Origin of the sequence: Arthrobacter sp. 'calajunan', assembly GCF_046940185.1 — a bacterium.
In the GTDB taxonomy this organism is placed as follows: Bacteria; Actinomycetota; Actinomycetes; order Actinomycetales; family Micrococcaceae; genus Glutamicibacter; species Glutamicibacter soli.
Window position 1 is genome coordinate 401,991 of the sequence record NZ_JBKZDY010000001.1, and the last position, 21,220, is coordinate 423,210.

Annotated in this window: 17 protein-coding genes and 1 pseudogene; 15 read left to right on the top strand and 3 right to left on the bottom strand. The window is 55.7% G+C overall.

The genetic code is table 11. The features are described 5' to 3' along the window. The first annotated feature begins 81 nt into the window (after positions 1 to 81). The 15 genes from RF641_RS01795 to mutM all read left to right on the top strand — a co-directional run bounded on the left by RF641_RS01795 (position 82) and on the right by mutM (position 16,534). Positions 82 to 1,149 carry an LCP family protein gene (locus RF641_RS01795; protein ID WP_424572327.1) on the top strand — a complete coding sequence of 356 codons (1,068 nt, stop codon included), beginning with the start codon at positions 82 to 84 and terminating at the stop codon, positions 1,147 to 1,149. Between the two features lie 131 nt (positions 1,150 to 1,280). Continuing rightward, complete coding sequence (locus RF641_RS01800; protein WP_424572328.1) at positions 1,281 to 2,129, top strand: ABC transporter permease; 849 nt, start codon at positions 1,281 to 1,283, stop codon at positions 2,127 to 2,129. Beyond that, a complete protein-coding gene (locus RF641_RS01805) occupies positions 2,119 to 3,006 on the top strand; it encodes an ABC transporter ATP-binding protein (protein WP_424572329.1) in 888 nt (295 codons plus the stop codon). The genes RF641_RS01800 and RF641_RS01805 overlap by 11 nt, the downstream gene beginning before the upstream one ends. Positions 3,007 to 3,012: 6 nt before the next feature. Then, on the top strand, positions 3,013 to 4,050 hold the full coding sequence (locus RF641_RS01810) for a glycosyltransferase family 2 protein (RefSeq protein WP_424572330.1): 1,038 nt from the start codon (positions 3,013 to 3,015) through the stop codon (positions 4,048 to 4,050). Beyond that, complete coding sequence (locus RF641_RS01815) at positions 4,047 to 4,868, top strand: CDP-alcohol phosphatidyltransferase family protein (RefSeq protein ID WP_424572331.1); 822 nt, start codon at positions 4,047 to 4,049, stop codon at positions 4,866 to 4,868. Before RF641_RS01810 ends, RF641_RS01815 begins: the two co-directional genes overlap by 4 nt. A gap of 2 nt (positions 4,869 to 4,870) precedes the next feature. Beyond that, positions 4,871 to 5,800, top strand: coding sequence for a glycosyltransferase family 2 protein (locus tag RF641_RS01820; protein WP_424572332.1), 930 nt, complete (start codon positions 4,871 to 4,873; stop codon positions 5,798 to 5,800). Positions 5,801 to 5,863: 63 nt separating this feature from the next. Further along, positions 5,864 to 6,325: an adenylyltransferase/cytidyltransferase family protein gene (locus RF641_RS01825; protein ID WP_320965184.1), complete on the top strand. Its 462-nt coding sequence runs from the start codon at positions 5,864 to 5,866 to the stop codon at positions 6,323 to 6,325. Between the two features lie 51 nt (positions 6,326 to 6,376). Next, positions 6,377 to 7,741 (top strand): stealth family protein, encoded by a 1,365-nt coding sequence (locus RF641_RS01830; protein WP_424572333.1) that lies wholly within the window; start codon positions 6,377 to 6,379, stop codon positions 7,739 to 7,741. A 201-nt stretch (positions 7,742 to 7,942) separates the two neighbouring features. Beyond that, positions 7,943 to 10,645 carry a CDP-glycerol:glycerophosphate glycerophosphotransferase gene (locus tag RF641_RS01835; protein ID WP_424572334.1) on the top strand — a complete coding sequence of 901 codons (2,703 nt, stop codon included), beginning with the start codon at positions 7,943 to 7,945 and terminating at the stop codon, positions 10,643 to 10,645. Beyond that, entirely contained in the window at positions 10,642 to 12,315 is a 1,674-nt protein-coding gene (locus RF641_RS01840) for a stealth conserved region 3 domain-containing protein (RefSeq protein ID WP_424572335.1), read from the top strand. Before RF641_RS01835 ends, RF641_RS01840 begins: the two co-directional genes overlap by 4 nt. Before the next feature lie 61 nt (positions 12,316 to 12,376). Further along, positions 12,377 to 14,038 carry a methyltransferase domain-containing protein gene (locus RF641_RS01845; protein WP_424572336.1) on the top strand — a complete coding sequence of 554 codons (1,662 nt, stop codon included), beginning with the start codon at positions 12,377 to 12,379 and terminating at the stop codon, positions 14,036 to 14,038. A gap of 134 nt (positions 14,039 to 14,172) precedes the next feature. Next, positions 14,173 to 14,694 carry a YceD family protein gene (locus RF641_RS01850; RefSeq protein ID WP_424572337.1) on the top strand — a complete coding sequence of 174 codons (522 nt, stop codon included), beginning with the start codon at positions 14,173 to 14,175 and terminating at the stop codon, positions 14,692 to 14,694. A gap of 2 nt (positions 14,695 to 14,696) precedes the next feature. Then, entirely contained in the window at positions 14,697 to 14,900 is a 204-nt protein-coding gene (gene rpmF, locus RF641_RS01855) for a 50S ribosomal protein L32 (protein ID WP_013348816.1), read from the top strand. Positions 14,901 to 14,903: 3 nt separating this feature from the next. Continuing rightward, positions 14,904 to 15,602 (top strand): ribonuclease III, encoded by a 699-nt coding sequence (rnc, locus tag RF641_RS01860; RefSeq protein ID WP_047118939.1) that lies wholly within the window; start codon positions 14,904 to 14,906, stop codon positions 15,600 to 15,602. Between the two features lie 11 nt (positions 15,603 to 15,613). Further along, positions 15,614 to 16,534, top strand: a complete 921-nt coding sequence (gene mutM, locus RF641_RS01865) for a bifunctional DNA-formamidopyrimidine glycosylase/DNA-(apurinic or apyrimidinic site) lyase (protein WP_424572338.1) — start codon at positions 15,614 to 15,616, stop codon at positions 16,532 to 16,534. 413 nt (positions 16,535 to 16,947) lie between these two features. Here mutM and RF641_RS01870 read toward each other — a convergent pair whose 3' ends face one another. The 3 genes and pseudogenes from RF641_RS01870 to istA (RF641_RS01880) form a co-directional block, all read right to left on the bottom strand. Then, positions 16,948 to 17,694 (bottom strand): ATP-binding protein, encoded by a 747-nt coding sequence (locus RF641_RS01870; RefSeq protein WP_424572339.1) that lies wholly within the window; start codon positions 17,692 to 17,694, stop codon positions 16,948 to 16,950. Continuing rightward, positions 17,691 to 19,547, bottom strand: a pseudogene (istA, locus tag RF641_RS01875) (IS21 family transposase). Before istA (RF641_RS01875) ends, RF641_RS01870 begins: the two are co-directional and overlap by 4 nt. Beyond that, complete coding sequence (istA, locus tag RF641_RS01880; protein ID WP_424572340.1) at positions 19,540 to 21,207, bottom strand: IS21 family transposase; 1,668 nt, start codon at positions 21,205 to 21,207, stop codon at positions 19,540 to 19,542. The pseudogene istA (RF641_RS01875) and the gene istA (RF641_RS01880) overlap by 8 nt, the downstream one beginning before the upstream one ends. Positions 21,208 to 21,220: the final 13 nt, after the last annotated feature.

The window sequence follows — 21,220 nt, forward strand, 5'->3', positions numbered from 1 at the left end:
TTATCTTGGGTAGTCTTTCTGATTGCACGAAGTCACTAGGGCGTCCGTTGGCTTCATTAGTTGTCTCCCGGTGGGGTAGGAATGAATTCAAAGGAACCAAGTCAAGCTGTTTTTGAATCACGTAGTGCACAGTTTGGGGCAGCACGTCGAAAGAAAAAAAGAGTGCGTGCGATTTTGCTCGCTGTTATAAGTGTAGTTGTAGTTGCCGTCTTAGCGGCCGGCTACTACCTGTTCAACCTTCAGCATGCCTTTAATTCTAAGTCGAACACAGTTGCACTGAATTTTACTCCCGAACAGGAACAGGCTCGCCCTGTAAAGGATCCCGACGACGGTTCGATGAACATTTTGCTCATAGGAGTCGACCACGCTGACGATGACTCCGGACAATCTGCGGCGTTAGATGGGCCGGTGAGCCAACGTAGCGATTCCATGATGTTGGTTCATATTCCTGAAGACCGTTCGCAAATTTACATCATGTCTACGGTTCGCGACATGTATGTCGAGATTCCGGGGCACGGCAAGAACAAACTTAATGCCGCTGTGTCTTTCGGAGGGGTGCCGTTGCTGATTCAGACCTTGGAGGGCATGCTTGACACCAAAGTTGATCATGTGGCGATGATTGATTTTGATGGCTTCAAAGAGTTATCTACTGCTCTGGGGGGTGTAAAGGTCGACAATGACATTCCATTTACCGCGCACAACACAGACTATTTCTACCCTGCAGGAGAAATCGTGCTCGAAGGCGACCGGGCTTTGCGGTTCGTCCGAGAACGTAAGTCGTTTGCCAATGGCGACTACCAAAGGGTCGCGAATCAACGGAAATTCATTTCAGCAGCCGCTGGCCAGATGCTTTCATCCGATACACTGGCCAATCCTGGAAAGCTATACGAGATTGTCGATAAGGTCTCGCCGTATTTGAGCTTTGACAGTGGTTTCGACGCTGCGACTATGGTCGGATTGGGTCTTCAACTGAAAAAGGTTGACACAAGAAATCTGGCCATGTTTACCATGCCGACTGCGGGCAGCTCCATTAGCGCTGATGGACAATCAGTGGAACTTCCCAGTGAACGCGCAATCGAACAGATAAGTCATGCATTGAAGACTGACTCAATGGATCAATACTTCAATGAACACCCGCCAGAAGAATGATTGTCCGGTGTGTCATGAACTACACCGGGCGCGATCGAATGAGCCTGTAGGGCCGGTCGAAATCAACTAGAATTTGAACATCTGTGCTTGTACGTAAGAGCATCAAAACGGATGAGACAAGAGGGAAAAGCATGACAGTTGCAGAGGAGGCCGAGAAATATGGCTTGCACCGAGTTGGTGCGCGCCCATCATTGGCCAATTATCTGAAGCAGACATGGCAGCGGCGGGAGTTCATCTATGAACTTGCCAAGGCCCGTGTCCAGTCACAGAACCAACGCAATCGTCTTGGTATGGTGTGGATCGTACTCAAGCCCACCTTCAATGCACTCATGTATGGTTTCATTTTCGGGATCTTGCAGGGAGGCGCGCGAGGCGTTGACTTCCCTGTATTCGTGGTGATCGGCGTATTTCTTTTCGAGTTCTTCACTACCTCGATGAACGGTGGTGCAAAATCCATCACTGGCAACACTGCGCTCGTGCAGTCGCTTCCTTTCCCGCGATTAGCATTGCCGGTCGCGCAGGTTACCCAGAACCTTCTGACCCTTATGCCAATGGTTGTTGTCATGTTTATCTATTCAATGATTCTCGGTACGACTCCAAAATGGACCTGGTTCGGGATTATTCCAATTATTCTGATCTTCACTGTATTCAACATGGGCGTTGCACTAATTTGTGCCAGGATTACGGTTCACGTACGCGACTTCACGCAGATTCTTCCGTTGATCGGTCGAGTGCTTTTTTACACCTCTGGCGTGCTGTTTAGTGCTGAACGCCTACTTTCTCACTGGCCGTGGATGATTGCTATCTTTGATGTTCACCCGATCTACCAGACCCTCCAACTCGCTCGTGGCTTGATCATGAATCATGCGGAATACGATTGGTGGGCTTGGTACGTGATCTCGGGATGGGCAGTCGTGACATTAGTTTTCGGCCTCATCTACTTCTGGAAGGCAGAGGAGCGCTACGGTCGTGCCAATTAGTTTCGACGATCTGATTAATCCTGGACTTCATCCGGATTATGAACCTGCCCCGATATTTTCCGACGACACCTCGTTCATCGAGATTGTCGACCCTGCGGCTACGCGTCCATCAAACATCCTAATAGATGAAGCTCGCCAGCCAGTCGTTATCGTGGACAATCTTCATGTAAAGTACGAGGTTTACTCAAGTGGCAAAGCTGTCGGCAATGCAGGCGCCAGACGTTTGTTACAGCCGAAAATGAAAGGTGTACGCACTGTCCATGCGTTGAAGGGCATCACGTTTGTTGCGTACGAAAACGAATCAATTGGCGTGATTGGTTCTAATGGATCGGGCAAATCAACGCTGCTTCGTGCAATCACCGGGTTGACGCCGCCGAGTGATGGCGCAGTCTACGCACGTTCGCGTCCAAGCCTATTGGGTGTAGGCGCCGCGTTGATACCTGATCTTTCAGGAGACAAGAACATCACATTGGGCGGACTTGCGTTGGGTTACGACCGGCAACAAGTTGAAGCCATGCGCGAGGAAATCGTCAAGTTCGCCGAGCTTGAAGAGTTTATCGATTTACCCATGCGTACGTACTCTTCAGGAATGGCAGCACGCCTTAAATTTGCTATTGCTGCTTCGAAGAAACACGATATTTTGATCATCGACGAAGCCTTGGCCGTAGGCGATGCAAAGTTCCGAAAACGAAGTGAAGCGAAAATCCGGGACATTCGAGACGGTGCCGGCACGATTTTCAACGTCTCCCATTCCATGAAGTCCATTAAGGAAACCTGCGACCGGTGCATTTGGATTGAAAAGGGTGTCCAAATGATGGATGGCGACACCGATTCAGTTACCAAGGAATACCAGAAGTTTCAGAAAGCCAAGAAATAGGTGTACATGACGGAAAATCCAGGTGTCTCGTATGTAATGCCAGTACTCAATGAAGCAGGATACCTTGAAGACGCAGTGACCTCGATCCTCGCTCAAGAGTATCAAGGCGACAAGGAACTCGTTCTAGCTCTGGGTCCCAGCACCGATGACACCAACCGGGTTGCAGAACGACTCGCAAAATCAGATAGTCGTATTAAGCTCGTTGAAAATCCGTTGGGTCGAACTCCCATAGCACTAAATTTGGCTATCCGTGCGTCATCACATCCCATTATTATCCGCGTTGATGCTCACAGCGAAATTCCCAGCAGGTACACCCAACGCGGCATTGAGACATTGCTCCGAGTCGGAGCACATGATGTAGGCGGTCTCATGGACGCGAAAGGCCGCACTCCGATTCAACGAGGAATCGCCGCAGCCTATCATTCCAAGTTCGGTTTTGGAGGTCCCGCGTACCATTCGGGTGCACCAGAGGGACCGGCCGAATCGGCCTACCTAGGAATCTTCCGGCGTGAAGTTTTCGATGAAGTTGGCTATTTTAACGAGGAAATGTGGCGCGCCCAAGATTGGGAGCTTTGCATGCGCATCCGCCAAGCGGGTCACAAGGTCTGGTTCGATCCAGAGCTTAAAGTCGGGTACTATCCGCGAGACAATTTCCGTCCGCTTGTCAGCCAGTCATTTGCTTCGGGGACATGGCGGGGAGAAATTGCGCGTCGATTCCCCGAGGGAAAATCTCTCCGGCACGATTTACCACCGATATTGCTTGTAGGCGTCACAATGGGGGTCGCCTGCACTGCAGCTAAACCGTTCATGAAGAAATCACATTCCAAGTGGACGACGATAGCCATGTCACTGTGCCAAGCTGCCCCCGTTGTCTATTCTGGTGTTTGTTTGGCGGCCGGCTTGACGAGCAAAGCTAGCAGCTTCAAGGAAAAACTGTTGACGGCTCTGGCATTTCCAATGATTCACCTGCCATGGGCAGCCGGCTACATCAAAGGCCGTGTAGTGGGTGCCTCCGGTACCTTGGACAAGGGTCGAGTCAAATGAATGAGAAGCGTCCGGAAAACCCAACCCTGGATCAGTTGCGCGAGGTTTGCCAACCGCCCGAAGTTCGATCAAGGAAAAACGCCGAGCACTGGACAGCAGAGCTTTACCTACGACATATTTCCATCTATCTGACAGCCTTGCTTGTGAGAACTCCGATCAGTGCCAATGGCGTGACCGGTTTGATGATCTTGTCCGGGTGGTGCATGTCTATGGCGCTGCTGATTCCCGGTGTCTGGGGACCGCTCCTTGCCGTGGTGTTGTCTCAAGTGCAGCTATACTTCGATTGCTCGGACGGTGAGGTAGCACGATGGAGATCGTCCCAGTCTCCGCGAGGTATCTTCATCGATATGGTAGGGCATCACACTACCGAAGCACTGATTCCCATCGCCCTGGGGTATCGCGTGTTCAATGAACTCGCAGACGATCCCACCAGCGCAGGTCAAGCATGGCCAACCCTGTTCATGGCTGCGTGTCTGTCAGTTCTTTTGCTACTTAACCGTTCGCAGTCCTTGATGGTACACGCAGCACGAGGGATGGCTGGCCTGGGAAAACTACCAGATACCGCCGCTGCTCGTGCCGTCCCAACAACTACCCTGATTGGTCGGCTACGCTCCCTCGCGCGGTTCCTTCCATTCCACAAACTTTTGCACGCAGTTGAGCTCAGCCTGATTATTCTCTTTTGCTCTATCATCTCGGCAATGCTTGGCGTCCTAGGTGTCGCGGAGAAGTGGTTGATCTGGATTTTGTTGCCGGCCTGCGTGCTGGTCAATGCAGGTCATTTTCTTTCCAATATGGCTTCTTCGAGGCTTAAGGCATAAATATGGAATCATCAAACAACGCACCTGGACACGATTCCGTGTTGGCATCTGCCTACCGTCCCTCTATCGGTGTCGTGGTTCTCACCATGGGCAATCGTCCCGATGAACTGCGCCGTGCATTGAAGTCGCTCCTTGCCCAAGAACGCGTCTCAATTGACGCCGTCGTGGTAGGAAATGGTTGGGATCCGACAGGAATTCCACATCCCATCAAAACACACCATTTGCCCCAAAACTTGGGTATCCCCGCCGGACGAAACGCCGGCGTCGCTCAGGTGTCGGGGGAATATCTGTGTTTTCTGGACGACGATTCGTGGTTTTTGGACACTGACTTTCTCATTAGCGCCGTTCACAAATTCGAAAAATACCCGAAGATGGGAATGTTGCAGCCCCGGATCACGGACCCCGAGCATGAGGACAAGAACCCGACAAGATGGATTCCTCGCCTCAATAAACGAACGGCTAGAGAGCCAAGTAAAGTCTTTCACGTTGGCGAGACCTGCTTGGTGACCAAACGAAATTTGTTTGACCAAACTGGTGGCTGGGCCGGCGGATTTTGGTATGCGCATGAAGGGATCGAGCTTGCCTGGCGCGTTTGGGACACTGGCACATACGTTTGGTATGCCGGCGATATGAGGATCGGGCATCCGGTAGTGGACCCGCGGAGGCATGACGAGTTCTACCGGCTCAACGCACGCAACCGCGTGTGGCTGGCTCGGAGGAATCTTCCGATTCCGTTTACATGGATTTATCCTGTTGCATGGATGCTCGTCGAATGCCTTAGATTGCGGAAAAACAAAAACGGCGTGAAACAATACCTCTCCGGCTGGAAAGCTGGCTGGAAAAGCAGTCCGTGGTATATGGAACCTCGCCCGAAATTGTCTTGGCGAACCATCCTTCGAATGACACTGGCCGGGCGCCCGCCTGTTCTTTAGTCGGGCGCGGTCCTTACCGTTCAGTTGATCACTATGCACTTTTATCATGACGTGGAGGCAAGTATGACGAAAACCGTTCTAACCTATGGAACTTTCGATCTTTTTCACATTGGCCACCTGAATATCCTCAAGCGTCTCAAGGAAAAAGGCGACCGACTGATCGTTGGCGTCTCAACGGACGAATTCAACGCGATCAAGGGCAAGAAGCCGGTTGTTCCATTCGAACAGCGACGTGAAATCGTTGAGTCAATCAAGTATGTCGACCTTGCTATCCCAGAGGAAAACTGGGAGCAGAAACGACTTGATATCAAAAAATATGATGTGAAGGTTTTCGGTATCGGCGAAGACTGGAAGGGCAAGTTCGACGATCTTGGTGACGAAGTTGAAGTAGTTTACCTTCCGCGTACTGCTGGAATCTCGACTACCGAGATGAAGCGAGTGCTCAGCGAGTTCGATGAACGGCATGTTGAATCTTTGAAGAACACGCTTGATACGCTCAGCCAAATCGTTAGGGAGCTGAGCTAGCAACGCCTTTTGCTCCAAACGAATCGATCAGAATAAGTGAAGGGGAAGCGCATGTTCTCAGGATGGCGAGGGCGAATTGCCCGTGTAGTGCCCGAACCGTTGGTGTGCAAAGCGCTTGACCGGCTAACTAAGAACACCGGGAGCTGGGATCCGTTCACCGCCGTGTCATTACGCGAGTCTGCTGAGCAGCGCTCGATGCTGCTTGCTGGTCAGTTGAATATTGATTTCACCCGCGCTTCAAGTAGCCATCCGTTGTGCGTGGAGGCAGCGAACTGGCCGACCCTGGTCCAAGCATTCTCCGATGCTGGGCTGGTGGTTAGCTCTATGCATCTGCAGCACTCGTACGCAGCATCGTCTGCATGGAGCGTGAGCCTTCGTGACACGCAGTCTGAGGGTATCGCTGACCTGCGCGGTGCCGGCGCTATCTGGCAGGTTTATCCCGGTCGCATCGACAAGCCCATAGACGCCCAGGACTTCGAGGGAAACATTGATGCGGTCTATACTTGGGTTGATGCTAACGATCCACAGTGGGCGAGTAGCTATCAGCGTGCGCTAGCGGCCTCAGGTCACGACACGTCGGACAGTCGTGTCAATCTTGCGAGGTTCAAATCTCGCGACGAATTGCGATATTCGCTACGATCGCTTGAACTCAACTTACCTTGGATTAACAAGATCTATCTGGTGACTGCCGGGCAACGACCAGATTGGCTAAAGGAAGATCACCCGAAACTGGTGTTGATCGATCACCGCGAAATTTTCACCGATCCCGATTCCATGTTGCCGACGTTCAACTCCCATGCGATCGAGTCCCAGCTTGCGCACATTCCTGATTTGTCCGAACACTTCATATACGTTAACGACGACGTGTTTTTCGGCCGCTATTTGCACCCGAACATATTCTTCGGTCCGGCGGGTCAGGCGAAGTACTGTATGACGGTTGCCCACTTCGCTGAGGCCGAGGACCCCGAGCTTCCGATTAATCAAGCTGCCGCTAATAACCGGGAGGTAGTCGTAGAGCGTTTTGGGCGTACCACCTCTCGCAAGTTCCAGCACGTTGCTCACCCTCAGCGGCTGGAGGTTCATAGGCAACTTCATCGTGAGATGCCCATCCGGATTGCCCAGATCGCAGGACACCGCTTCCGTTCTGCAGACGACCTGTCGATTCCGTCCTCTCTTGCTCACCAGTACGCGGCACGTTTGGGCTTGGGCTTTCCGTCCTCGGTCAGCTACAGCTACATTGATATCGGCTCTCGGACGGCGCCACTGGATTTCCTTCGTCTTGCGCGAAACAAAAACGTAGACATGTTCTGCATCAACGAAGTGTTGGCCCACAAAAACCAGCCGGACCGCTCTGCTATCGTGCACGATTTCCTGGAGGCCCGCTTTCCTCTGCCGTCCTCCTTTGAAAAAGACTAGTACCCGGAAGGATGGAGCGTGCTTGCTGCCATGAGTAGTCTCACGACGATCTGGCATTTTCAATCGATCGATTCCAGGCGACCAGCTATTAGAATCTAACCGGGTGCCCATTTTATGGACGAACGGCCTATGAAACTGATGACATGAATTGGATCCTTTAGGCGGTAAGCGCACCAGCTAAGAATGCGACGAAAGAGAATAATGCAGGCAAGCAACTCGACGGCCCCCATCGAATCGGCCGAACCAGTCATCTCTATAATTTCCGCAGTGTATAACGTCGCCGAGTACCTTCCAACGTATCTTGCATCCCTCGACGCGCAGGACGTAGACCCGGCTAAGTTCGAAGTAATCCTCGTCAGCGACGGCTCGCCCGATGAGTCCGAAAAGCTCATCAGGGACTGGATGAGCATTTCTCCAGTGCAAGCGCGCTTGTTGACCAAGGAGAATGGGGGCCAGGCCTCAGCGCGTAACCAAGGGTTGGCAGTGGCGCGCGGTACCTGGGTGACCTTCTGCGACCCAGACGATTTCCTCGATCCGGCGTATCTGACTGAAGTGTTTGCCAACATGGAGCTGAACGCTGAAAACCCGCCGGCAATGTTTGTCACGAGGCTGGTCAGCTATCTGGAAGCCACCGACACCTATTCTCATAATCATCCGCTCAAGCGCCGGTTCCGCGATGGCACGCGTGTGGTCAACCTGGACCGTTCGCCGGACTTCTTCCACATGCACGGTCCCACTGCCATCGTCAACCGAATGGCTGCTGAACGCATGTCATTGCACTTCGCCGAAGCTCTGCGTTTCAGCTTCGAAGACGCGCACTATGTAGCGTCCTACCTGCTGGGCCAACCGGTGCCGACCATCGGCTACATCGACAGCGCGATCTACAACTACCGCATTCGCGCAGCTCGCAACTCCTCTGTTCAGATCGGTGCAACCAAGCCGGAGAAGTATACGGAGGTGCTCGAGTACGGCCATCTTGACCTCATAGCGCAATGCCGCGCCGCCGGGCATGGGGTGCCCAAATGGCTGCAATTCATGATGCTCTATGACACGCTCTGGTACTACAGGGGCGATCGCCGGGTCGGTGCGCCCTCCAAGCAGCTGGCTGAAGAACACCTAGCCACTTTCCATCGGCATATGGCAGAGATCCTCGCCGAAATCGACGACGAGTCCATCAATGACTTCGAAATCATGCCCACGGATGGTGACCTGCGCAATGCGCTGCTTCTCGGCTATCGGCATCCGAACCACAGGCCCTCCCAGATCAATATCGTCGAACATGATCCGCAGCGCGAGATGACCCGTCTGGAATATTTGTACAGCGGAACGCTGCCGAACGAGCAGATCACCTATCGAGGTCGTGACGTGACCCCGCTGATGGCCAAGAGCCAGGCGGTGCGGCTGATGGGTCGCGATCTGTTCTACCGGCGCCATATCTGGATTCCTTCCAGCGGCACGTTCAGCCTGCAGTTGGATGGAGTCATGACACCCCTCGCATTTGGACGAACTCCGCGACCTGTCTACACCATCCGTCCGATCCAGGTGCAACGGCACTTCAGTAAGGGCACCTCCACGAAAGCGATCACAGCTCGCGGTCAGAATAGCGGCAATAAGCTCAAGCGCAGCATTGGCATGGCGGAGTATGTTCTCCATGACCGCCTTTCGCGACTGCGTAAAAGCCTGCCGAAGCGCAAGAACGAGATGCAGCGCTTGCAGGGGTTCATCGGTTCGGCCAGCGCAACCTTCCGCTACAACGAGGCCTGGGTTCTCATGGACCGGCCCGCCGCTGCGAACGACAATGCGGAGCACTTCTACCGGTATCTTCGAAAGTCCCGCCCCAAGGTCAACGCGTGGTTCGTACTGGAGAAGAGTTCCCCAGACTGGCAGCGCCTGGCCGAGGAGGGATTCAAGCTGCTCGAATACGGTAGCAACAGCCATTACGCAGCGCTTGGGCACGCAGTGGTATACGCTTCCTCCCACCTGGATCGTTTCGTCACGAGTCCATTCCCCAGGGGTCTGAAGATAACTCCGCGCTGGAAGTTCGTCTTCCTGCAGCATGGAGTCACGCTGCACGATCAGTCTGCTTGGTTCAATGGCAAGAAAATCGACCTACTGATTACCGCCACACGCGACGAATACCAATCGATCGTCGCAGACGGCAATTCTTACAAGTTCACTGCCAAGGAAGTAGTGCTTACCGGTTTCCCGCGCCACGACGCCCTTCGTCCCTATGCATCGCGTACAGCTGGCGGCCAGCAGAAGACCATCGTCGTCTCTCCGACCTGGCGCGCCGGATTGCTGTCCGCGGCAGATGAGCGAAATAACCGTGAGTTGCTTCCTGGCTTTAGGGATAGCACCTATGCTAGGGCGCTATCCTCGATCCTCGGGTCCTCGTCGTATATTGATAAGCTGGGAGAGCAGGGATACCGGATTGCCTATTTGCCTCATCCTTCAATGACTGTCGCCACATCGGAGCTGGATATCGATCCCCGGGTTGAGATCCTTTCCTGGCAGGGCAAGGTTTTCACGGATATCCTGCAGCAGGCCGACGTCTGGGTGACCGATTATTCCTCCACTGCTTTCGAGGCTGGATACGCCGGAGTGCCGGTAGTCTACTTCCAGTTCGATCAGGCGGAGATGGCTAGCGGTCTGCACATTTACGATTCAGGCTATTTCTCCTTCCTCGAGGATGGCTTCGGCCCGGTGGTTGCTGACGAAGAGGAGCTGTTGCATGCGATCAAAGGACTCAAAGCCAATGCCAGCAGTGTTGATTACCAACAGCGCAGTGCGGAGACTTTCCCGCACCGCGACGCGGGGAACTCGGCCCGGGTCTATCGGGCGATTAGTGCGATCCTGAAGAAGACAGCGGCCGGAAAAATCCTCGGAAGCCAGGAGAAGAAGTGAACAACGGAGTATCAAGTTCAGCGGCGGTCATGGCCAAGGACACGCTAAAGCGCCTCATGCCAGCATCTGCATACCGCACAGTCCGAACCACTGGGTTGCGTGCGCAAAAGAAGCTGGCACTGGTACGCCAGCGCGCGCTACTGGAACTCAAACGAGATCGCAGCGCTGAATTCTCTTGCGATGTCGTGCAGGCCAACGGCCTGACCTGGAAACTCGGTGGGCAGGAAATGCCGGCTGACCGAGCGAGGAGCAATTTCCAGCTGGTGACAGAAACCCTAGAAGCGGCAGGAATCTCCTGGTGGTATGTGGGCACCAGCAACTACCAAGCCGCGTTCATCGCCGTGAGCGCTACAGATCGCGCCAAGGTACGAAGGGTTCTGTCCCAGATTGATTCTGGTGAACCACTATATGCGCGCTCAGGGACCCATGGAACAGTTCTACCTGCCAGCTCGCTGAGCGGCGAAAGACTTTGGGCCGCAGAAGACGTGTTCAGTATTTTCACCCCACAACGTTTCAGGAACTCGACTTTGGCTTACGGTGCAGAGCGCGGGTGCCGGATTGAATTCTGGAAATTCGGGCAGGGCGAGGAAACCGGGCAGGTCATCGCACCAAGGGAGAATCGCGCTGCGCGTCTGCTCTCGGTGGCAGATGTCGAGCTTGTGCAGGTCGAGACCGCATTCGGTCTGGTGCCAACTCCCGTAGTGCTGACCGAACGTATGGTGGACGACATTACCTTCTCAATTGACGCGGTCTACACCTGGGTTGATGGGGATGATCCAAGTTGGATCAATTCCAAACGCCGACGCGAGGCCGAATTGTCAGGAACCAAGTACCACGAGGAAGCCAACCACGAGGCACGGTTCCGCTCCCGAGACGAACTGAAGTACTCGTTGCGTTCCCTCCAGATGTTTGCACCGTGGTTCCGAAAGATCTTTATCGTGACGGCTGGACAGGTACCCGCTTGGCTGGACACCAGCGATCCTCGGATCGAGATCGTCGATCACAAGGACATCTACCCCGACGGTGATTACCTCCCCACGTTTAATAGCAATTCAATCATTTCGCGCCTGCATCATATCCCTGGACTAAGCGAGCACTATGTTTACATCAACGATGATGTTTTCTTCGGACGCGATCTAGGCCCGGACCGGTTCTTCACCCCTACGGGCATAGCCAAGGTATCGCCATCGACCAACCGCCGACCCTTCGGCGAGGCGACTTTGCTGGACGAACCGCACTTCAACCTGACTCGTAACATCCGGCGGCTGCTGAAAGAACGCTTCGGTGTGACGGTATCGCGCGCTATTAAGCACACCCCGCATCCGCAGTTAAAATCGGTGCATTTCGAAATGGAATCGGAGTTCGAGAACGAGTATGAGCAGACCTGGGCCAGCCCTTTCCGCGACCATCGGGACATCGTGGCTGATCAGTTGCACCACTACTATGCACAGATCACCGGGCGGGCAATTCCTACTCGTCTGAGGTACCACTACATTAATATCCTTGATGACAAGTACCGTCTGACCATGGAGAACACGCTCAGGCTGCGCGATCGCGACACTTTCTGTATCAACGATGCGCCGGTGGCCGGAGCAACACCTATTGACGACGAATTCGTCACCCAATTCCTCGAGTCCTATTTCCCCGTGAAGTCGGATTTCGAGAAGTAGAGTGGATGGATTGGAAACGAACGATGAGGCTTAGTGCCTACAGAGCTGCAAGGGCAAACTAATGGGCAACATTTTCAATTGGTTTTCGGGTAAAGCCAAGCAATCGCGCATCGGCAGGATTGACGCATGGGATAAGGAATCCGTACGCGGCACAATCCTTGCTCCGGTCGATCCAGAAAAGCCTGGGACAGCGACGCTGTTCATCAACGACATGCCAGTGGTAGAAAGGCCGATTTCTATTCCGGGTGACGGCCCTCTCGGCTTCAGCATCGGGATGTACGATGTCTGGCGTTTCGCCAGCAAGGCGGACAAGATCTCCGTTCGCTACGGTGATGAGATCCTGCCTCTTCCCGATGGCAGCTTGTTTTTCCATCCTCGGAGCAATGGCAAGGAGGATCTTGAGCAACTGCGCCAACGTTTCGCTTCCGGTCAGCATTTCGACAAACGCGGACGGATCATCGCCGGGAAGATGACCAAGGACCAGGATCGAGCGTGGCAAGACGGGGTAATGACCCTGTATGCGGAAGTGGCTAAGGTGATCCGAGAAGTGACCGGCTCGTCCTCATTCGTTTTCAGCGGCACTCTGCTGGGTTACGTGCGCGACAACGGATTCATTCCGCATGACAAGGACATGGACTGCGCCTATTTGAGTACAAAGGACACCGCAGCGGATGTGGCGGCAGAGTTTGCTGCACTCGGGGAAGCGCTGATTGCGGCGGGATACTCGGTCACGCCCAAGGCTTCTTGCATCTCGGTGCGGAGGCTGACCGGCTCGAAGGTCATGGTGGATATCGCGCACTTGTTCATCAAGTCGGATGGCAACGTCGGTTTCCCCTTCGGGCGCGTGGGCACTGAGGATGTGCCCGTCAGCGAGTTCTTGCCCGTAGGTGCGGGACAACTAAGCGGGTACCCAGTAGGAGTTCCAGCCCGGCCCGAGCTCGTAGTTGAGCACATCTACGGGCAGGACTGGCGGATCCCTGATCCGGGGTTCAAGTGGAGCGAGCGCCGCCGCAGCCGCGACCCGCAGCCGCTGCTTAACTACTCCCAACGCACTCGCATCGCGATGGACGACCTGTATTCACGGCCTGAAACTACCGAGCCTTCTTCATTCGTTAGCTGGCTAGCCAGCTCTGCGATGCTGCCCCAACTGGCCGTTGCATATGATTTGGGCTGCGGCAATGGACGCGACCTGGACACGCTGTCCACCCTCGCCAACCGGGTGACCGGCATTGAGCGCAGTACTTACGCCGTGACGGCCGCACGCGAGCTTGCCTCCGGTAACCCAGCCATTACCGTATGGCATGATGACTTGCTGGACGACGGGTTACTGGCCAGGCTCGCTGCTGAAGGTGCAGCTGGCGCACCCCGTCTGTTCTACGCCCGTTTCTTGCTCAACGGCCTGACCCAATCCGAACAGGAAACTTTGCTCACGTCCCTGAGAGCGGTCCTGCGCCCCGGGGACCTGCTGGCTTTCGAGCACCGCACGACCGAGGATGAGCAGCTGAAGAAAGCGCGCTTCCGTTCCTTCCGCCGGTTTATTAATACTCAGGATTTCATCGAGCGCTTGAACGACCTCGGCCTTGAAATGTCCCATCGCGAAGAAGATACTGGGCTTGCGCCTTTCGAGCGCGAGGATCCCCATGTAGTGAGAATCGTCGCATACGTACCGGAAGAAGCTCCGTCGTCGGTCACTGGTTTGGTCGGAGGCGTCGCGGTAGGTTAAGATGAGATGTCGGACTATGTTCTATAGGAGTCATCATTAGCGATAAGCGTTCTGATCGATCGTCACATGGCGAAATCGATCGCAACTCGCCTTTGGTTGTATCAGCCAAGGAGCTCGGCCGTTCGCCTGGCTCGATGAAAATTCTTAGCGAGCAGGTTCCGGCGCCCACGGATGTGGGAAATGCACTCATCGGTATTCGTGGAGGATCTGAGCTCGACTTAGATCTTCGCCTTGAAGCCGTACATGAGGGGATTCTGGTATCGGGTACCGCTACCGCACAGATTGCGGGGGAATGTGGACGTTGCCTGGAGCCCATCGAGTACGATTTCGCGGCTGATATTCAAGAGCTCTTCTACTATGAAGGCAGCGAAGAATTCGAAGACGATGATGAAGTGGATCAGTACTGGGTCGTTGGTGACTTGATTGACATCGACCCGGTAGTGCGTAGCGCAATTGGGACCGCACTGCCATTCCAGCCGGTTTGCCGGGAGGATTGTTTGGGTCTCTGCAGTGAATGCGGAGTGAATCTCAATGATGAACCCGAACATCACCATGAGGTACTGGACCCGCGTTGGGCAGCGCTTGCGCAGCTGGCCGACATTGCCGCAGAAGATGTGGCACCCGATAATACGTCAGACAAGAGAGAAGAGAAGTAGTCGTGGCTGTTCCAAAGCGGAAGATGTCCCGTGCGAATACTCGTGCACGCCGTTCTCAGTGGAAGGCTACCGCGCCTAACCTGGTGAAGACCGTTGAAAACGGTCGCGTAACTTACAGCCTGCCTCACCAGGCAAAGGTTGTCACCGACTCGGCCGGTACTGAGCTGTTCCTTGAGTACAAGGGTCGCAAGGTCGCAGACGTCTAAGACATGTCTTCAAAAGAAGAACTGATGAAGCGTCTCGGAATCGACATCGATTCCGAGACGCTTCGTCTTGCCCTGACCCATCGTTCGTATTCGTACGAGAACGGTGGAATACCAACCAACGAACGCGTCGAATTTCTTGGCGACTCCATCCTCGGTTTTTCGGTTGCCGAATACCTCTACAAGAAGTATCCGGACCTTCCCGAAGGCGACCTGGCCAAGCGCCGTGCCGCAATCGTCAGCACCCGTGCCTTGGCCATCATTGCCCGGGACCTCGGAGTAGGGGAGCACATCTTCCTCGGACGCGGTGAAGCTCAATCCAACGGTGCCAACAAGGCTTCAATCCTTGCAGACACCATGGAAGCCTTGATCGGCGCCACGTATCTGGATCAGGGAATGGATGCAGCTCGTGCGTTGGTCCTTCGGTTCGTGACGCCCTTGCTGGAAGACGTTCGCCTTCTTGGCGCCGCGACTGACTGGAAAACTGTCATCCAGGAAGAAGTCGCAGCCAAGAAACTTGGTGACATGCGCTATCAAGTGACCGGATCCGGTCCTGACCATGCACGCACCTATGAAGCAACGCTTGTAATCTCTGACGAGCCTTACGGCAGCGGTCACGGCCCGTCGAAGAAGGAAGCGGAGCAGGAAGCTGCTCGCAACTCCTGGCTGCAACTGCACCCTGGCGAACAGATTCCCCGAAGCTAAGGTCGGTTTCATTGCCGGAATTACCTGAAGTTGAAGTAGTCCGTGTCGGACTGGACAAGTGGGTTCGGGGCCGCCGAATTGAATCGGTGCAGGTCCTGGACCCACGTTCGGTCCGCCGGCACCACGACGGCCCACTCGATTTCGAACATTCCCTGACTGGTTGCACAGTAAGTACCGTCGCCCGACGTGGAAAATTCCTGTGGATGGAGCTTGACGGACTCCCGGAACCAGCCGCATTGATGGCCCATCTCGGGATGAGCGGGCAGCTTCTTGTCGAAGAGCCTGCCGCTCCCGATGAAAAGCACCTCAAGGTTAGACTGACCCTCAGTGACATGCCTGACGCGCCCGCCGAGCTGCGATTCGTCGACCAGAGGATATTCGGCGGCATGTTCCTTTCTGCGCTGACGGCAACCTCTGATGGCGGCCCTGGCGGTGCGGGCAGCATGAGCAAATTCATCCCACAGGCCGCCGCCCATATTGCGCGAGACGTACTGGATCCGGTGCGAAGCGCGGAGGATCTCTATACCTCCCTGCGCAAAAAGACGACTCAACTCAAACGCGCAATCCTTGACCAAGAAGTCATCTCGGGCGTCGGAAACATTTATGCGGACGAGGCGCTCTGGGCCGCCGGGTTATCGGGCCTGCGAAACACTGCCACCATCCGCCGCTTCGAGGTAACGCTTTTGAATGAAGCGCTGATTGACGTGATGACCCGTGCGCTGGAAGCGGGCGGGACGAGCTTCGACTCGCTCTACGTCAACGTCAACGGCGCCAGCGGCTACTTCTCCCGATCCCTGAATGCCTATGGGCGAGAAGGCGAACCATGCCTTCGATGCCTAGACCAGGGACGCCAGTCCTTAATCCGCCGCGACCCCTTCATGGGGCGTTCTTCCTATAGCTGTCCTGTATGCCAACGAAAACCTCGCGGTTAAAGCGAAATGTTTTCTCTCAGGACATCTCTAATAGTCCTTGGCCGGTCTGGGACCCGTTGAATCTTCTATGCCTGTCAAGCTGCCGCCGGTACGTCGGTTTTGCTTGTCGATGTGTCCTGTCTCATCACTTTGTGGACACACGATCTCATGACATCGTGGACATGATGTCTCACCTCTTCGTGGATATTTACAACGTGAGTTTCTGGCACGCTCGATTGCATGCCTAACGTACTTTCTCCACGCCTGCGCGCGATGTGATTATTCGAAGCTTTTAGAGCCACCAACATCACGGTTCAGAGCCACCGGATATTGCGGTTCAGAGCCACCAATATTCTTGTTCAGAGCCACCGTCCGAGTTCGTCTGGTGACCGGCGGCCCTGAACAAGGAATCTCACTGCGAAAGCAACCCGTTTCTAGTGTTGGGCACGCGAGTACGCCTCGCGCATGTTGAACTCACCGGTCTCAACCCAGATCGTGTTGTGGACGATGCGGTCCATGATCGCATCTGCCATCACGTCGGCTCCCAGCCGGGCGTGCCAGTCCGATTGCTTGTACTGCGTGCAGAAAATAGTCGACGCGGCATCGTACCTACGCTCCATGAGCTCGAAGATGAACCGCGTGAATTCCCCGGTGGGAGGATCCAAAAGCCACTCGTCGAGCACCAGAACACTGTAGTTGGCGTATTTGCGTAGCAGCTTCTGCACGCCCAACGGCTTATTGTCGGCTTGCTGCCATTCTTCTTCGAAATCCGGCATCCGAACATAACCGGTCCGATACCGATGCGTGCAGGCCTGCTTCGCCACCGCGCACGCCAGATACGACTTGCCGGATCCGGTGAAGCCCTGGAAGATCAGGTTCCTGTTCAGCTCGATGAAATGGCAGGTCGCCAGCTGCGCCAGCAGTGCCTGGTTCAGGCCGCGTTCTTCGACACGATCCACGGTGCGCAGATCAGCGTTCGGATACCGCAGCTTGGCCCGGCGGACCAGCCCGTGGGTCTTCGTGTTCATGAACAGTCCGTGGGCCTGGTCCACGGCCAGTTCGATCCGCGCTACGACGCTCAAGGACATGCTCACCACGTCGTCTTGGGCTTCGAACGCGGTCAGCAAGTCGCCGGCGGCCATCTCGCGGAGTTTGCGTTTGGTTTCGGTGTTCAGGTTCATCGGGTCTTCCTTGCGTAGTAGTCACTGCCGCGCACGTATCCGGTACTGGCCTCGGATGCCGGCGGAAGGGTGGCTTGTTTCCAGTGCTCGTCTTGCCGATTGCGCAGGATCGGGCGCAGGTGTCCGTACCGTGGGGAGCGGATCCGCGACTGCAAGGCGACGAAACAGGCGTTCTCCAGCCGTGAGGCCCCATACTTCGAAGACAAGCGCAGCACGGCCAGGGCGGGGTTGATTCCTTGCTCGGCGACCGGCACTGAAATGAAGATCTTATCGATCACCTGCACGGTGCTGGGACCGATGCGACGGGCCCATCCGCGCAGGCGTTGATCGTCCCAGGACCGGTATTGGCGTTCGGGCGGGATATCAGCGTCATTGGTCCGGTATTGGTTCACCGTCGCGGCGTCGAACAGCCGGTGGCTACACAGCCGTTCTGAAGCCAGATAGATTTCCACGGTCATAGCAGTGATCCTCAGGTCCACGGTGGCGCCGACGTGTTTGAGCGGGACGGAGTAGAAGTTCTTCTTCCACGTCACGTAGCTGTTCTTCGCGACTTTTCGGCCGTGGATCCAGTTGCTGATCTCGTAGGGAACGACAGGCAAAGGCCGCAGCAGCGGTTGTTCTTCCTCATGGAAGACGCTCTGGCGGGATCCTGCTCGTTTCTGGAAGGGCTGGGCGTTATAGGCCGCCATCTGTCGATAGACCGCGGCGCGCAGGGCGTCGAGGCTGGTGAACTTTTCATGGCGCAGCGAGGCGATGACCCAGGTGGCGATATGGCCTACGGTGTTTTCCACGCTGGCTTTGTCTTTGGGCTTGCGCACACGGCCTGGAAGGATTGCCGCTGCGTAGTGCTCGGCGAGGTGGCGGTAGGCATCGTTGAGCACGATTTCACCGTCGGCGGGGTGTTTGATGACCCCGGTTTTCAGGTTGTCGCACACGATTCTCGGGACGCTGCCGCCGAACTGCGTGAACATGGCGGCGTGGCATAGCAGCCAGGAATCCTGTTTCATATCAAGGCAGGGTTCCACGAAGGCGTACCGGCTGAAGGGCAGGCAGGCGACGAACAAATACACCTTGGATTGTTGGCCGGTGACAGGGTGGTGCAGGGTCATGGTGGGTCCTGACCAGTCCACTTCGACGCTGATGCCGGCTTAATGCTCGACTCGTGAGGTGGCTCCGTGTTCGAGCACGTAGCGTTGGTAGGTCTTGCAGAACCGGTCGTAGCCCATGAATGCTCCACCGGTGGTCTTGGCCTGGTCGGCGTATTCGCCGTGCAAGAGTTTCAGGGTGGTGCCGACCTTTGCCAGCTCCTTATGCACCGTGGACCAGTCCGGCTGGGTGAACAAGCTCTCGTGTTCGCTGCGGCCGGGGAAGAGGAGTTGGTAGACCTTCTCTTCGGTGAGGTCTTTGAGTTCGTCCCAACGGCGTGAGGCGGCGTCGGCGGCGTTGAGGACGTCGGCGACGCTATTGCGGGAGATGCCTTGGGCGGACGCGATGGCGCGTCCTGAGAAACCCTCGGCGCGAAGCTGGATCACCACGTTCGTCGTATTCACCACCCATTGGCACGAAGCCAACGGTCCCACCACATCACGCGTCAAGGAACGATCAGGCAGGTAGCGGATATCCTCAACACACGCCCCCAGGTTCGGGGTGCCCGAAGCCTTGAGCAGCTTCTGCGTCCGACGTTCGTTGCGGGCCGCGTTCTCCTGTTCCAAGGCGTAACGGATCTTCGCGGAGAACGTCCATTCATCGAAACTAGGATCATTAGCCACGCTGATGACCGCTTTACCGAAAGCGGTCATTCGCAAGGCAGTGAACAAGTCCATGTCCTGCTCGGTCAGGTGCTGCTCATTCATTGTCTGCTCCCTGCTGCATCGAGGTGGACTCTGGGTTGCTTCCGGCCAGTGCTGCCAGGCTGAACGCGCTGGCTCCGGCCAGATAGGCTTTGCTCGTATCCCGGCGACTGGCGGTGCTTCGCGTTTCGGCCTCTTCTCTCGTGGGGTGGTCTACCGCGCTGTCGACCACGGTGGGCCGGGCGTTGGCTTCCGCGCGCAGCACCGTGAGGCGGTGCTTGAGCGCGGTATAGCTGATGCTGGTGCGCGGATCAGCGCAGAGATCTTGGCAGGCCCGCTCCAACAAGCTGCGGTTCATACCCTTGCCCAAGGCCAGGATATTCATGCAGGAACGAAAGCCCTGCGCTTCGATCTTCTTGCGGTCCAGTAACCGGGTGATCGCTTCAACGGTCCCGGGGCCGACCTTGCTGGCTTGCCGCAGAAAATACGCCCTGGTCCAAAGCAGGGAGGTGTCTTGATAGCCAGCCGGAGCATGCTCGGGATTCGTCACGTAGGAGTACCGGCGGGTCCCGCGGGCATGTTCGGCGATGACCAGCCCGCCGGCCATCACGGCAACTTGTTCACCGATGATTCGCACGTCAACACCCTGCCCGGCATAGCTGCTGGGCACCGAATACTTGATGGTGTCGACCATCAAATGCCAATCGCGAGAGACCTTGGCCTTGCGCCAGTCAACCTGCTGCCACCGCTGCTCGGGCAGGTCCATCAGCTCATGGCGTTCATCTTCCTCAAACCACTGCCTGCGGGAGCGTGGCTCGCCACGGAACGGGGTGCGCTCATTGAGCCATTCAACGCGTTCGGCGACGGCGTCGTTCAGGTCGTCCATGGACGCGAACCGTTGGTCATCGAGGTAGTGGATGATCCAGTTCGTCACCACCTGCACCCCGGATTCCACGTTGCCTTTGTGCTGCGGCCGGTACGGTTCCGTCGGGACCTCCGCCGTCCGGTAGTGCTCAAGGAAAACTGAGTAGGATTGATTTACCTCCCGTACGTTCTCGTAACGGCTGACCGTGTTGGAGGCTGTCGAGGCGTTGTCTGGGATGATCACTTGGGCAACGCGTTGCGCATGTTCAAAAGCCCTGCGGTGCGCATCGCACCACGAGCCGAGCTTCTCATCCAGATACCCGTAGGCGAAGAGCAGACCCGAGTAGGGCAAGGTGGCCACGAAGATCGAGACTTTCGTGGCCCGGCCGGTGATCGGGTCGACGATCTGCATTTTGGTGCCGGCCCAGTCCACCTGCATGGTGTGTCCTGGCTCGTGAGCGATCGGACTGGTCAGGTTTCTTTGCTGGACTTGTTCCGCGACGAGTTGGCAGAACCGTTCGTATTGATAGTGCCGCTGCGTGCCGGTGGCTTCGGTGCGCAGGTAGCGGGCCCAGAGCACTTTTAGCGGGGGTTTCTTCCTCCCGATTCGGGCTTTGATCACTGCGTCGATATCAATCGGAACATAACTGGTGGAGACAGCTTTGCGCCCATCGGTGAAGCATTGCTCGAGTACTTCGTCGCTCAGGTCCTTGAGCTGTTCCGGCGTGCTGAATTCTTGCTCGTCGATGACTTGACGGGCTTTAGAGATCGTTCGCGGTGAACAATTCAGCAGTGTTTGAACCTGCCGGTAGGAACGCCCCTGCAAGAGCAGGAGCATGATTTTGCGGTAATCAGCCATGACGGATGATTCC